Consider the following 13,051-nt stretch of genomic DNA (forward strand, 5'->3'; position numbering starts at 1 on the left):
TTTCGAGCATCCCATGTCGCGAAACCAACTTGGGGGGCGGAGCGGGCGCATTGACAGCCCCGTGCCCCCTGGGTAGGATGGGGCCGGTTTTCGCCGGGGGGTATAAGAATGCGCCTTCTTTTAGCCTTGTCCCGAGCCATAGACGCCCTGAGCGAGGCGGTGGGGCGGCTGGTGGTGTGGCTGGTGCTCCTCGTGGCCCTGCTCTCCGCCGGCAACGCCGTGATGCGCTACGCCTTCAACTACAGCTCCAACGCCTACCTCGAGGCCCAGTGGTACATGTTCAGCCTCATCTTCCTCCTGGGCGGGGCCTACGCCCTCAAGCACAACGCCCACGTGCGCATAGACCTCATTTATGGGCGTTTTTCCAAGCGGACCCAGGCCTGGATAGACGTGGTGGGCACCCTTCTCTTCCTCATCCCCCTGAGCCTGGGGGTTATCTACCTGGCCTGGCCCTGGTTCCTGAACTCCTTCGCCGCGAGGGAGGTCTCCCCCGACGTGGGGGGGCTTCCCCGCTGGCCTATCAAGCTGATGGTCCCCGTGGGCTTCGCCCTTCTCCTCCTCCAAGGGCTTTCCGAGCTCATCAAGCGCATCGCCTTCCTCACCGGCCACCTGGAACTCCCGGGGGAGGAAAAGGAGGTGGTGGAGTGAACCTGGAAAGCCTCATGCCTCCCCTGATGTTCGCTGCCCTGGTGGTCTTTCTCCTCTCCGGCTACCCCGTGGCCTTTTCCTTAGGGGCGGTGGGCATCGTCTTCGGATTTTTGGGGATCGCTCTGGATATCTTCCCGGCCGGGCTTCTCAAGGCCATGCCTGACCGCATCTTCGGTATCATGTCCAACCAGCTCCTCCTGGCCATCCCCTTCTTTACCTTCATGGGCATCATCCTGGAGAAGAGCGGCCTGGCCGAGGACCTCCTGGACACCATGGGCCGCCTTTTCGGGCCCCTCCGGGGTGGCCTCGCCCTGAGCGTGGTCTTCGTGGGGGCTATCCTGGCGGCCACCACCGGGGTGGTGGCCGCCAGCGTCATGGCCATGGGCCTCATCTCCTTGCCCATCATGCTGAGGTACGGCTACAACCCCCGCCTGGCCAGCGGGGTGATCCTGGGCTCGGCCACCCTGGCCCAGATCATTCCCCCCAGCGTGGTCCTCATCGTCCTGGCGGACCAGCTGGGGGTGAGCGTGGGGGACATGTACCAGGCGGCCCTGATCCCGGCGGGGCTCACCGTGGCCTTGTACTTCCTCTACGTGATCTACGTGGCCCTCTTCCGGCCCCGGTGGGCCCCCGCCCTACCCGAGGAAGCCCGGCCCGAGGCGGGCAAGGAGCCCGGGGCCGCCTTCGCCCTCCTCTCCTACCTCCTGGTGGGGATGGGGTCGTGGAAGCTCGGGGAGTTCCTCCACCTGCCCTCCTGGCTGGAGGGCCTCGAGGTCCTCTTGGGCCTCTTCCTCTGGACCCTCCTCCTCCTCCCCCAGATCCGCCGAAACCCCCTCCTCCGGCGGGCTCTCCTCTCCATGGTGCCCCCCTTGGTCCTGATCTTTCTGGTCCTGGGCACCGTGCTCATTGGCCTCGCCACCCCCACGGAGGCCGGGGCCATGGGAGTGGTGGGGGCGCTTCTCCTCGCTCTCTTGAACCGCCGGCTTTCCTTCCAGGTTCTCTACGCGGCCATGGAGGGCACGGCCAAGCTCACCGCCTTCGTCATCTTTATCCTCATCGGCTCCACCCTCTTCAGCCTGGTCTTCCGGGGCGTGGACGGAGACCTCTGGGTGGAGGGCTTCCTCACGGGGCTTCCCGGGGGGGAGGTGGGCTTCATTCTCTTCGTCATGGTCCTGGTCTTCCTCCTGGGCTTCTTCATCGATTTCTTTGAAATCGCCTTCATCGCCCTGCCCCTTTTGGCCATCGGCGCCGAGGCCTTGGGCATCAACAAGCTCTGGTTTGGCCTCCTGGTGGGGGTGAACCTGCAGACCTCCTTCCTCACCCCTCCCTTCGGCTTCGCCCTCTTTTACCTGAGGAACGTGGCCCCCAAGGAAGTCAGGACCGAGGATATCTACCTGGGGGGGATTCCCTTCATTGGCCTCCAGCTTCTGGTCCTCCTCCTCACCTACTTCCTGCGGGAGCCTATCCTGCGCTTCGTGGGGGGTGGTTAAGTGCCCCACTGTGGCTTTCGCCGCGGTGGGGGGGCCCAAAGGGCTTTCTCCCAACCCTAGTTCGGCCGCGAAACCAGGGTGCGGGCACTTAGCCGACGGGCGTAAGGAACCGCGAAAAGGCGTGCCGGCGGGCTGCCTTGGCAGAAAAAACTCCCCGGGGAAACCCCCGGGGATAGGGCCCTTACCGCTTAGAGGGCAGGGAAGGCGAACTGCTCGTAGCCCAGCTCCGCCACCCCGAACCAGCGGTAGGACTCTTCCCGGAAAGCCTTCCAGGCGGTGTAGACCTTGCGGTAGGTGGCGTCCTTGGCCGCCTCCTCCTCGTACCAGTCAAAGGCCGCCTTCTGAGCCGCCTTCATCACCTCTGCGGGCCACTTGCGGAGCCTCACCCCGTTCTTGATGAGGCGCTGGAGGGCGGGAGCGTTCACCCGGTCATACTTGGCGAGCATCCACAGGTTGGCCTCGGCGGCGGCCACCTCAAAGGCCTGCTGGTACTCCTTGGGAAGCTTCTGCCACTCCTTGAGGTTCACGTAGAAGGAGAGCATGGGCCCGGGCTCGTGCCAGCCGGGGTAGTAGTAGAACTTGGCCACCTTGTAGAAGCCAAGCTTCTCGTCGTCGTAGGGGCCCACCCACTCGGCGGCGTCCACCACGCCCCTTTCCAGGGCGGGGTAGATGTCCCCGCCCGCCAGCACCTGGGGGACCACGCCGAGGCGGCTCATCACCTGGCCCCCGGGCCCGGGGATGCGCATCTTCAGGCCCTTGAGGTCAGCCAAGCCTTTGATCTCCTTGCGGAACCAACCCCCCATCTGCACCCCGGTGTTGCCCCCCGGGAACTGGAGGATGCCAAAGTCGGCGAAGATGGGGCGGAAAAGCTCGATCCCGCCCCCGTGGTACATCCAGGCGTTCTGCTGGCGCGCGGTGAGGCCGAAGGGCACCGCGGTGTCAAAGGCGAGGACCGCTGCCTTGCCCACGAAGTAGTAGCTGGCGGTGTGGCCCACCTCCACCGTGCCCTGCTGGACGGCGTCCATCACCTGTAGCCCAGGTACGATCTCCCCCGCCTGGTAGGGGCGGATCTGGAACCGTCCCCCGGTGAGGGCGGAAACCCTCTCGGCCAGGACCTCCGCCGCCCCGTAGATGGTGTCCAGGCTCTTGGGGAAGCTAGAGGCCAGGCGCCAGCGCACCGTGGGAGCCGCCTGGGCGAAAGCCGGGCCGAAGGCCGCGCTCGCCGCTACGCCGATACCCGCCTTCTTCAGAAAGTCGCGCCGCTTCATTTTGACCTCCTTAGCGGTCCTCGGGGATTATACCCCGCCCCCCCGTGGGAAGCGCAAGCCCCCTTTTTAGCGCACATAAAAATACGTTTCCGCCACGTGGTAGGCGCGGGCCCCGGAGGCCTCGAGGTACACCCTCAGCCGGGCGTCCCAGTCGGTGTAGACCCCCTGGAGCCTCACCCCGCCGGGCTCCCGGTCGGTGTACACCGCCCGCACCCGGTGGAGGCCACGGGGCGGGGTAAGGGTGTAGCGGTAAGGCCCGGGGGGCAGGACGTGGGTTCCTCGGGGGAGGTAGAAGCGGTCCAGCTCGTAGGTGTGGCCGTCCGGGTCTTCCACCACCAGGGCCACCCAGCCCGGCCGGTTCAGGGTGAGGAAGAAGCGGACCTCCTCCCCCAGGTAGTAGGTGGCCCCCGCGCCCCGGTCGGGCTCAAAGCGCAGGATGGCCGGGCTATAGTCAAAGCGGTAGGTGAGGGTGAGGCCCTCGAGGGTCACGGTGCAGGCGGAAAGGAGCCCCGCCAGAAGGACCAAGAGGAAGCGCATACCGACCTCCTCCCTTAGGGTACGCCTCCTCGGTCCTCCGGGTCTTCAGGAAACCTTAAGGGGGCCTGGGCCACGGGGGCGAAGCGCCTCCGGTGGACGGGGGAGGGTCCCAGGGCGAGGAGGGCCTCCTGGTGCTCCGGGGTGCCGTAGCCCTTGTGCCGGGCGAAGCCGTAGCCCGGGTAGAGCCGGTCCAGCTCGGCCATGAGCCGGTCCCGGTGGACCTTGGCCAGGATGCTGGCCGCGGCCACGCTGGGGCTTCCCCGGTCCGCCCTGGGAGGGGAGAGGAGGGGGAGGGGGGTGGAGAGGCGGAGGTAGTCGGTGACCAGGGCCTCTGGGGGCGGCTCCAGCCCGGCGAGGGCCCGCTTTGCCGCCAGGAGGGTGGCCTTGAGAACCCCCAGCCGGTCCACCTCCGCCGCCTCCGCCACCCCCAGGGCGAAGGCCAGGGCCACCTCCTTCACCTTCTCCGCCAGGCGTTCCCTCTCCTTGGGGGAGAGGAGCTTGGAGTCCTTGAAGGGGTATCTCCCAGGGGGCAGGACCACCGCCCCCACCACGATGGGCCCCGCCCAGGCCCCCCGGCCCGCCTCGTCCACCCCCGCCACCCTCAGGCCCTGGGCCCAAAAGCCCTCCTCCAAGGGGGCTAAGCCGTCCACGGGGGGATTATACGCCCAAATCCTCTAGAATAAATCCATGCCAATCCTCCTCTGGCTTCTTCTCGGCAGCCTGGCCCTGGCCCAGGGTTTCCTGGCCGCCACCCCCTTGGGGAGGGCGGAAGGGGTGTGGGAGGGCGGGGCCATCGCCTTTTACGGGCTTCCCTACGCCGAGGCCGGGCGCTTCCAGGCCCCGAGGCCCGTGAGGCTCTGGCCCGGGGGCGTGGGGCGGGAAAGGGTAGCCTGCCCCCAGGGCCCGGGGCTCACCGCCCGCCTCGGAAGCCCCATCCCGCCCCAGAGGGAGGACTGCCTGGTCCTGAACCTTTACCTTCCTTCCCAGGTGCCTCCCCCCGAGGGCTTTCCCGTCATGGTCTACCTCCACGGCGGGGGCTTCACCTCGGGGGCAGGGGCCGAGCCCATCTACCGGGGGCACCGGCTGGCGGAGGAAGGGGTCATCGTGGTGGCCCCCAACTACCGCCTGGGGCCCTTGGGCTTCCTCGCCCTTCCCGCCCTCGCCGAGGAGGACCCGAGGGCGGTGGGGAACTACGGGCTTCTGGACCTCCTGGAGGCCCTCCGCTTCGTCAAGCGGCATATCCGTTACTTCGGAGGAAACCCCGAGAACGTCACCCTCTTCGGGGAGTCCGCCGGGGGGATGCTGGTCTGCGCCCTCCTCGCCACCCCGGAGGCCCGGGGCCTCTTCCACCGGGCCATCCTCCAATCGGGGGGTTGCGGGTACGTGAGGCCCCTTCGGGAGGACTTTCCCTTCGGCGAGGCCTGGGCCAGGGAGAGGGGGTGCGATCCTAAAGACCTCGCCTGCCTCCGCGCCCTCCCCCTGGAGAGGCTCTTGCCCAAGGAGCCCGGCCTCGAGGCCACGGGCCGCTTCCTCGCCAACCCCTCCCTCTTCCGGGCAGGCCCCTTCAAGCCCCACCTCTCCCCCCTCCTCCTCCCCCAGGACCCTCGGGAGGCCCTAAAGGAGGGGAAGGCGGCGGGCCTTTCCCTCATCGCCGGGGCCAACGCTGAAGAGGTGAGCTTTCCCGCCCTCCAGGCCTTCCTTGGGCCAAGGGACTGGGAGGAGGCGGAAAGGAGGCTTTTGGAATCGGGGCTTTCCCAGGAGAAGGCCCAAGCCCTCCTCGCCCACTACCGCAAGCGGGAGCCCGACCCCAAGAGGGCCTGGGGAGCCCTCCAGACCGACCTCACCCTCCTTTGCCCCTCCCTCCAGGCGGCGAGGCTCCAGGCCCCCCACGCCCCCACCTACGCCTACCTCTTCCCCTTCCGGGTGCCGGGGTTTGAGGGCCTCGGGGCCTTCCACGGCCTGGAGCTCGCCCCCCTCTTCGGGAACCTCGAGGCCATGCCCTTCCTGCCCCTCTTCCTGGGGGAGGAGGCCCGAAGGCAGGCGGAGTACCTGGGCCGGAAGATGCGCCGCTACTGGACGGGCTTCGCCAGGGAAGGGGAGCCCAAGGGGTGGCCCCGCTGGCCCCTTTACCGGGAGGGCTACCTCTTGCGGTTGGACGTCCCCGTGGGGCTTCTGCCGGACCCTTACGAAGAACGGTGCGGCCCCCTCGAGGGCCTTGGGCTACTCTAAGGGCATGAAGGGAAGGGCCACCTGCCCCCTGGACTGCCCCGACGCCTGCAGCCTCCTCCTCACCCTGGAGGAAGGGCGTCTCGCGAAGGTGGAGGGCGACCCCCGCCACCCCATCACCCAAGGCTTCGCCTGCGCCAAGACCTACCGCTACCCGGAAAGGGCCCGGGAGAGGCTCCTCTACCCTCTGCGCCGGGTGGGGCGGAAGGGGGAGGGGAGGTTCGTGCGGGTCTCCTGGGAGGAGGCCCTGGACGCCATTGCCCAGAGGCTCATGGAGGTCCTGGACCGGGAAGGGGGCGAGGCCGTCCTCCCCTACCACTACGCCGGCACCATGGGCCTCGTAGAGAACCAGCACCCCTTGGCCTTCTTCCGGGCCATCGGGGCCTCGGAGCTTCTGGAGACCATCTGCGCCACTGCGGGGAGCGCCGCTTGGGAGATGACCTACGGCCCCCGCCTCAGCCCCGATCCCGAGGACATCCCCGAAAACGCCCGCTATATCCTCCTTTGGGGGATCAATAGCCTCTCCACCAATAGCCACCTCACCCCCTTCCTCAAGGAGGCGAGGAGGCGGGGAGCCAAGGTGGTCCACATAGACCCCTACCAAAACCTCACCTCCCGCTTCGCCGACCTCCACCTCAAGCTCCGCCCCGGCACGGACGCCGCCTTGGCCTACGCCCTGGCCCACGTCCTCTTCCGGGAGGGCCTGGTGGACCGGGAGTACCTGGGGAGGGCGGCAGTGGGCCTGGAGAAGTTCCAGAAAGAGGCGGAAAAGTGGACCCCAGGGAGGGCCAGCGCCCTCACCGGCGTGCCCGAAGAGGCCATCCTCCGCCTCGCCCGGGAGATGGGGGAGGCGAAGCGGGTTTTCTTGCGGGTGGGCTACGGCATGACCCGCCACCCGGGAGGGGGGAACGCCCTAAGGGCCGCGATCCTCCTCCCCGCCCTCCTCGGGGCCTGGCGCTACCCGGGGTGCGGGGCCATGCTCTCCACCAGCGGGGCCTTCCCCTTGAACAAGCGCTTCCTCGGGGGGCGGCACCTCCTGGAGGGGGACCACCCCCACGAGGGCTACTTCCGGCCGAACCCCAAGGCGCGGGCCATCAACATGAACGCGCTCGGCACCGCCCTCACGGAGCTAGACCCCCCCATCCGGGTCCTCTTCGTCTTCAACACCAACCCCCTGGTGGTGGCCCCCAATACGGGGAAGGTGAGGGCGGGGCTGGAACGGGAAGACCTCTTCACCGTGGTCCTGGAGCAGGTGATGACCGAGACCGCCCGCTTCGCCGACTACCTCCTCCCCGCCACCTTCTTCTACGAGCACCCGGACCTCTACACCAGCTACGGCCACTACTACCTCTCCTGGAACGAGCCCTTAAGCCCTCCCGCGGGGGAGGCCCGGCCCAACACCTGGGTCTTCCGGGAGCTCGCAAGGAGGCTTGGCCTGAAGGAGCCCACCCTCTACTGGACGGCCGAGGAGGTGGCGGAAAGCCTCCTCGCCTCGGACCACCCCTACCTAGAGGGGATCACCCTGGAGAGGCTCAAGCGGGAAGGCTTCGTCAAGCTCAACCTCCCCAGGCCCTTCCTCCCCTTCGCCCAAGGCCCCGTGCGCTTCAGCCCCCCGCCCGAGGTGATCCCCACCGAGCCCCTGCCGGACTACCCCCTGATCCTCCTCACCCCCCCGGCCCACCGCTTTCTCAACACCACCTACGGGGACGTGAAGGCCCTGGTGGAAGCGGAAGGCGGGGAGCCGAGGCTTCTCCTCCACCCCGAGGACGCCGAGGCCAGGGGGATCCGAAGCGGGATGCTCGTCCACATCCGTTCCCCTTGGGGAAGGATCACGAGGAAGGCCTACGTCACCGAGGCCCCCATCCCGGGGACGGTGGTCCTCGAGGGCACCTGGTGGGAGAAGTGGGCCCCGGACGGCAAAGGCGTGAACCACCTCACCTCGGAAAGGCTCACCGATCTGGGCGGCGGGAGCACCTTCCACTCCACCCCCGTGGAGGTGGAGCCCCTCAGGCTGGCCTAGGGCGCGAGATTTGCGCCTAGGCTACACTCCTGCTACCCTGAGTGGGTGCGCGAGGCCCTGCCCAAGAAGCGCTCCCTGGCCCTGGCCGCCTGGGGGGAGGAGGGGCTTCTTTTGGTCCTCCGCCCCCAGGACGACCTCGAGTTCGCCGGGGCCTGGGGGCTTCCTGCGGTGAGCCTTCAGGGGGAGGAGACCCTGGAGGAGGCCGCCCAAAGGGTCGCCCGGGAGAAGCTTGGGGCGCGGGTGGTCCTCCGCTTCCCCGTGGCCTTCGGCCGGGAGGAGCGCCCCGCCTACACCCTGGAGCTTTGGGTGTACGAGGCCCACCTCCTTTCCCCGGTCCGCTTTCCCGAGCCCCGGCCAGGCAAGACCTACTACACCGCCTTCCGCTTCGGACGCCCCGAGGACCTAAGGGAGGCCGCCCGGCAGGGCTCTTTGTGCAGCCGGCTTTACCTGGCGGTGAAGGTGGGGTGCTGAGGTGGAGACCTTCCTCCTGGTGAACCTCTTCCACGAGCTCGCCCTCAAGGGGAAAAACCGCCCCTTCTTCCTCCAGCGGGCCAAGGCCCACGTGCGGCGGGCCCTGAAGGGCCTAGGGGCGGCCCTCGAGGGGGAGTGGCCCATGGCCCTCCTCTTCCGCCTCCCCGAGGAGGCCTGGCCCGAGGCCAAAGCCCGCCTCCAGGACACCCTGGGGGTGGAAAGCTTCGCCCGGGTCCATAGGACCCCGGCGGACCTCGAGGCCCTGAAGACCGCCTTAGAGAAGGCCCTGGAGGGCGAGGCCTTCGGGAGCTTCCGCATCACCGCCAAGCGCACCGACAAGACCTTTCCCCTCACCTCCCCGGAGATAGAGCGGGCCCTCGGGGCCTTCGTGAAGGGAAAAACCGGCGCCCAGGTGCGGCTTAAGGGGGCGGAGCGGGAGTTCGTGGTGCGGATCCTGCCGGGAGCGGCCCTCTTGGAGGTGGAGCGCCGTCCGGGGCTAGGAGGCCTCCCCCCGGGGGTTTCCGGCAAGGTGGTGGCCCTCCTCTCCGGGGGGATTGACTCCCCGGTGGCCGCCTACCGCCTCATGCGCCGGGGGGCGGAGGTGGTCCTCGTCCACTTCCACCCCTTTCCCCTCCTCTCGGGGGCGAGCCGGGAGAAGGCCAAGGCCCTCGCCGAGCGCTTGGCGCGCTTCCAGCACCGCCTGAGGCTCCACCTCGTCCCCTTCAGCGAGGTCCAGCAGCACATCCTCGTGGAGGCCCCCACGGCCTACCGGGTGGTCCTCTACCGCCGCTACATGCTCCGCATCGCCGAGGCCATCGCCAGGGAAGAAGGCGCCCTCGCCCTTTGCACCGGGGACAGCCTAGGCCAGGTGGCCTCCCAGACCCTGGGGAACCTCTACGCCGTGAACCAGGCGGCCACCCTCCCTGTCCTAAGGCCCCTCATCGGGTGGGACAAGCAGGAGATCGTGGCCGAGGCCCAGAGGATCGGCACCTACGCCACTTCCATCCTCCCCGACGAGGAGTGCTGCACCCTCTTCGCCCCCAAGCACCCCGTGACCCGGGCAAGGCTGGAGGTGGTCCTAGAGACGGAGGCCCGCCTGCCCACGGAGGACCTCGTGGCCCTGGCCCTAAAGGAGCGGGAGGTCCTCACCTACGCCTGGCCCGGAAAGTCCCTACCCAAGGAGCCGGAAGGCGCTTTTATAATGGAGCATGGACCTGCTTGAAGCGAAGCGGCTTCTGGAGACCGGGGCCACCACCCCCATCGCCCTTTTGGAGGAGGCCCTGGAGCGGGCCAAGGCCTTCCAGGACCGAAACGCCCTCGCCTACCTGGACGAGGAGGCCGCCCGCAAGGAGGCCCTCCTCCTCACGGAGGAGCTCAAGCGGGGCCAGGTGCGGGGGCCGCTCCACGGCCTTCCTCTCACGGTGAAGGACCTCTTCCCCGTGAAAGGGATGCCCACCCGAGCGGGGACGAAGGCCCCCCTCCCTCCCCTTCCCGAGGAGGCCAGGGCGGTGCGCCGCCTGAGGGAGGCCGGGGCCCTCCTCTTCGCCAAGACCAACATGCACGAGATCGCCCTGGGCATCACCGGGGAAAACCCCTGGACGGGGCCGGTGCGGAACGCCATAGACCCCAGCCGCCAGGCCGGGGGGTCTAGCGGCGGGAGCGCCGTGGCCGTGGCCTTAGGGATCGGCCTCGCCTCCTTGGGCTCGGACACCGGGGGGTCCATCCGCATCCCCGCGGGCTTCAACGGGGTGGTGGGCTTCAAGCCCTCCTACGGCCGGGTGAGCCTCGAGGGGGCCCTTCCCCTCTCTCGCTCCACGGACCACGCGGGCCCCCTCGCCAAGACGGTGCGGGACGCCCACTTCCTCACGGAGATCCTGGCCGGGGAAACCCTCCCCCTGGAGGGCCCCCAGAACCCCACCTTCGGGGTGCCCCTGGACTTTTTGCAGGGGAGGCTGGGGGTGGAGGTGCGGAAGACCTTCACCCGGCTCCTGGAGGACCTCCCCGCCCTAAGGGCCGAGGTGCGGGAGGTCTCCTTACCCCTTAGGGGGGTCTACGAGGTCTACACCCGCCTGGTGCGCTACGAGGCGGCCCGCATCCACGAGAAGGCCCTGAAGGAGCATCCCGAAGGCTTCTCCCCCCAGGTGCGGGAAGCCCTCCTCGCGGGGCTTGCCCTCACGGAGAAGGACTACCGGGACGCCGTGGCGGAGCGGGAGGCCCTCAGGCTGGAGCTGGTGAAGGCCCTGAGGGGGGTGGACGCCCTTCTCCTCCCCGTCCAGCCCCTCCCCGCGCCCCCCCTGGGCACGGAGGAGGTGGAGCTGGAGTCGGGGAGGAAAAGCCACCGGGAGGCCTTCATCACCCTCACCCTGCCCTTCAGCCTCCTCGGGGTGCCCACCCTGGCCCTCCCCTTCGCCAAGGTGGAGGGGATGCCCGTGGGCCTGCAGGTGGTGGGGCCCTACGCCGAGGACGGGAGGGTGCTGGCCATCGGGGGCTGGCTCGAGGCCCGGCTCAAGTGAGCCAGAGGTAGAGGGCGGCCAAGGAGAAGAGGGTGAGGGGAAGCCCGAAGCGGAGGTGCTCCAGGAGGCCCACCCGCACCCCCTCCCGCCCCGCCCCCTCGGCCACGATGAGGTTGGCCACGCTGGCCAGCAGGGTGAGGTTCCCCGCCAGGGTGCTTCCCCCGGCGAGGAGGAGCCAGTCCTCGGGGGTCCTGGCCAAGGGGGCCAGGAGGAGGACCGCGGGCACGTTGGAGATGAGGAGGGAGAGGAGGGTGGCGGCGAGGAGGAGCCCGAGGGGACTGGAGGCGAGGGGCAAAAGGGCCTCCGCCACCCCCAGGCGGCGCACCCCTTCCGTGAGGACGAAAAGCCCGCCGAACATCACCAGGAGCTCCCAGTCCACCCGCGCGAAGTACCGCTCCGAGCGGAGCCTCCGGGTGAAGAGGAGAAGTCCCGCCGCCACCCAGGCCCCCTGGGCCATGGGGTAGCCCAGGAGGAAGGCCAGAAGAAGCCCCAAGGCCACCAGAAGCCCTTTGCGCAGGAGCCCGGGGTGGAGCCGGTAGCGCAAAGGGGGAGGGGGCGGAAGGGGCCTTAGGGAGCGGGTTTCGGGGTAAAGGAGAGCGAGGAGCCCCACCTGCAGGGCGAGCCCCAGGAAGGCCACGGGGAAAAGGGACCGGAGAAAGTCCAGGTAAGCCATCCCCGAGAGGCTCGCGATCAGGATGTTCTGGGGGTTTCCCGTGGGGGTCATGAGGCTTCCCGTGTTCACCCCCGCCATGAGGGCCAGGAGGTAGGGCACGGGGTTCAGGCCCAGGCCCCGGGCGAGGCGGAGGACAAGGGGGGTGAGGAGGAGGGCCATGGTGTCGTTGAGGAAGAGGGCGGAAAGAAGCCCGGATCCCACGCTGAGGAGGACGAGGAGGGCGAGAGGGGTCCTGGCCCTCTGCCAAAGCCTCTCCATCACCCAGCCGAAGAAGCCCGCGTAGCCCAGGTGGGCGTTGAGGACCATGACCCCGAAGAGGAAGACCAGGGTGGGGGCGTCCAGGGCCTGCCAGGCTTCTTTGAGGTCCAGCTCCCCGAGGAGGACGAGGAGGCTTGCCCCCACCACGGCCACCCCCGCCCGGTTCATGCGGTAGCCGGGAAGCCCCCCCAGGGCGAGACCCAGGTAGGCCAGGAGGAGGACGAGGAGGCTAAGGGTTTCCCGAAGCGCCATAGAGCCTTTCCTCAAGCCCTTTCTTGACCCCGGGCCACTCCTCCCGGAGGACGCTGTAGACCACATCGTCGCGGAAGGTGCCGTCTTGGAGCCTCCGGTTTCTTCGCAGCACCCCTTCCCGCACCGCCCCCAGGGCCTCCAGGGCCTTCTGGCTCCTTTCGTTCCTCAGGTCCACCTTGAACTGGACCCTTTCCGCCCGGAGGACCTCAAAGGCGTGGCGGAGGAGGAGGTACTTGGCCTCCTTGTTGGCCGGGCTTCCCCAGAAGGGCTTGAAGAGCATGGTGCCGATCTCAAGCCTTCCGTGCTCGGGCTCGGGGGCGATCACGGAAATCCGCCCGGCCACCTCCTCCTCGAGGCGAATGGCCCAGTTCACCCGCCCGGGCTCCCCAAGAAGCCCCTCCAGGTGGGCCTGTAGGGCCTCCTCCAAGGGCGCTCCGGCCCTTGGGGCGCGGCTTAGGAAGCGGTAGACCTCGGGGTCAAAGTGGCGCAGGAAGGCGGGAAGGTGGGCGAGACCTAAGGGCTCCAGGCGCACGTACCGCCCGGTGAGGACCTCGGGAAAGGTCCACATGGGGCCATTATGCTGGAAGGGCGAACCCCCTGGAAGAGGCTCAAGCTACCCCACCGGGTAGCGCCCTCTCCGCTGCCCCTGGCGCAAAAGGGCTTTCCCACCCTCGTCCGCCTCGAGGGGGCATCCT

12 protein-coding genes are annotated in these 13,051 nt (G+C 68.7%); 7 read left to right on the top strand and 5 right to left on the bottom strand.

What is annotated here, in order from left to right; all coding sequences use genetic code 11:
• The first annotated feature begins 108 nt into the window (after positions 1-108).
• Complete coding sequence (locus ACY5J6_RS00070) at positions 109-648, top strand: TRAP transporter small permease subunit (protein WP_462845420.1); 540 nt, start codon at positions 109-111, stop codon at positions 646-648.
• Positions 645-2,138, top strand: a complete 1,494-nt coding sequence (locus ACY5J6_RS00075; protein ID WP_462845421.1) for a TRAP transporter large permease — start codon at positions 645-647, stop codon at positions 2,136-2,138. Before ACY5J6_RS00070 ends, ACY5J6_RS00075 begins: the two co-directional genes overlap by 4 nt.
• 188 nt (positions 2,139-2,326) lie before the next feature.
• On the opposite strand, the gene ACY5J6_RS00080 is transcribed toward ACY5J6_RS00075, so the two are convergent.
• The 3 genes from ACY5J6_RS00080 to ACY5J6_RS00090 all read right to left on the bottom strand — a co-directional run bounded on the left by ACY5J6_RS00080 (position 2,327) and on the right by ACY5J6_RS00090 (position 4,593).
• Positions 2,327-3,406, bottom strand: coding sequence for a TRAP transporter substrate-binding protein (locus ACY5J6_RS00080; protein WP_462845422.1), 1,080 nt, complete (start codon positions 3,404-3,406; stop codon positions 2,327-2,329).
• A 66-nt stretch (positions 3,407-3,472) separates the two neighbouring features.
• The gene (locus ACY5J6_RS00085; RefSeq protein ID WP_462845423.1) at positions 3,473-3,943 is read right to left on the bottom strand and encodes a DUF4384 domain-containing protein; all 471 of its coding nucleotides are present in this window, start codon (positions 3,941-3,943) and stop codon (positions 3,473-3,475) included.
• Positions 3,944-3,957: 14 nt separating this feature from the next.
• A complete protein-coding gene (locus ACY5J6_RS00090; RefSeq protein WP_462845424.1) occupies positions 3,958-4,593 on the bottom strand; it encodes a ribonuclease HII in 636 nt (211 codons plus the stop codon).
• 37 nt (positions 4,594-4,630) lie between these two features.
• Between ACY5J6_RS00090 and ACY5J6_RS00095 the strand changes: the two genes are divergently transcribed.
• The 5 genes from ACY5J6_RS00095 to ACY5J6_RS00115 are packed head-to-tail and all read left to right on the top strand — an operon-like array spanning position 4,631 to position 11,173.
• Positions 4,631-6,172: a polyhydroxybutyrate depolymerase gene (locus ACY5J6_RS00095; RefSeq protein WP_462845425.1), complete on the top strand. Its 1,542-nt coding sequence runs from the start codon at positions 4,631-4,633 to the stop codon at positions 6,170-6,172.
• 4 nt (positions 6,173-6,176) lie between these two features.
• On the top strand, positions 6,177-8,189 hold the full coding sequence (locus ACY5J6_RS00100; protein ID WP_462845426.1) for a molybdopterin oxidoreductase family protein: 2,013 nt from the start codon (positions 6,177-6,179) through the stop codon (positions 8,187-8,189).
• 57 nt (positions 8,190-8,246) lie between these two features.
• A complete protein-coding gene (locus ACY5J6_RS00105; protein ID WP_462846539.1) occupies positions 8,247-8,660 on the top strand; it encodes an NUDIX hydrolase in 414 nt (137 codons plus the stop codon).
• Between the two features lies 1 nt (position 8,661).
• Positions 8,662-9,882 (top strand): tRNA uracil 4-sulfurtransferase ThiI, encoded by a 1,221-nt coding sequence (thiI, locus tag ACY5J6_RS00110; protein WP_462845427.1) that lies wholly within the window; start codon positions 8,662-8,664, stop codon positions 9,880-9,882.
• Positions 9,869-11,173, top strand: coding sequence for an amidase (locus tag ACY5J6_RS00115; RefSeq protein ID WP_462845428.1), 1,305 nt, complete (start codon positions 9,869-9,871; stop codon positions 11,171-11,173). The genes thiI and ACY5J6_RS00115 overlap by 14 nt, the downstream gene beginning before the upstream one ends.
• On the opposite strand, the gene ACY5J6_RS00120 is transcribed toward ACY5J6_RS00115, so the two are convergent.
• Together ACY5J6_RS00120 and ACY5J6_RS00125 are read right to left on the bottom strand one after the other, a co-directional pair.
• Positions 11,166-12,356, bottom strand: a complete 1,191-nt coding sequence (locus ACY5J6_RS00120; protein WP_462845429.1) for an SLC13 family permease — start codon at positions 12,354-12,356, stop codon at positions 11,166-11,168. The genes ACY5J6_RS00115 and ACY5J6_RS00120 overlap by 8 nt on opposite strands.
• Entirely contained in the window at positions 12,334-12,924 is a 591-nt protein-coding gene (locus ACY5J6_RS00125) for a GNAT family N-acetyltransferase (protein WP_462845430.1), read from the bottom strand. The genes ACY5J6_RS00120 and ACY5J6_RS00125 overlap by 23 nt, the downstream gene beginning before the upstream one ends.
• Between the last annotated feature and the right edge of the window lie 127 nt (positions 12,925-13,051).

This window comes from Thermus sp. H19.2 (genome assembly GCF_054979525.1).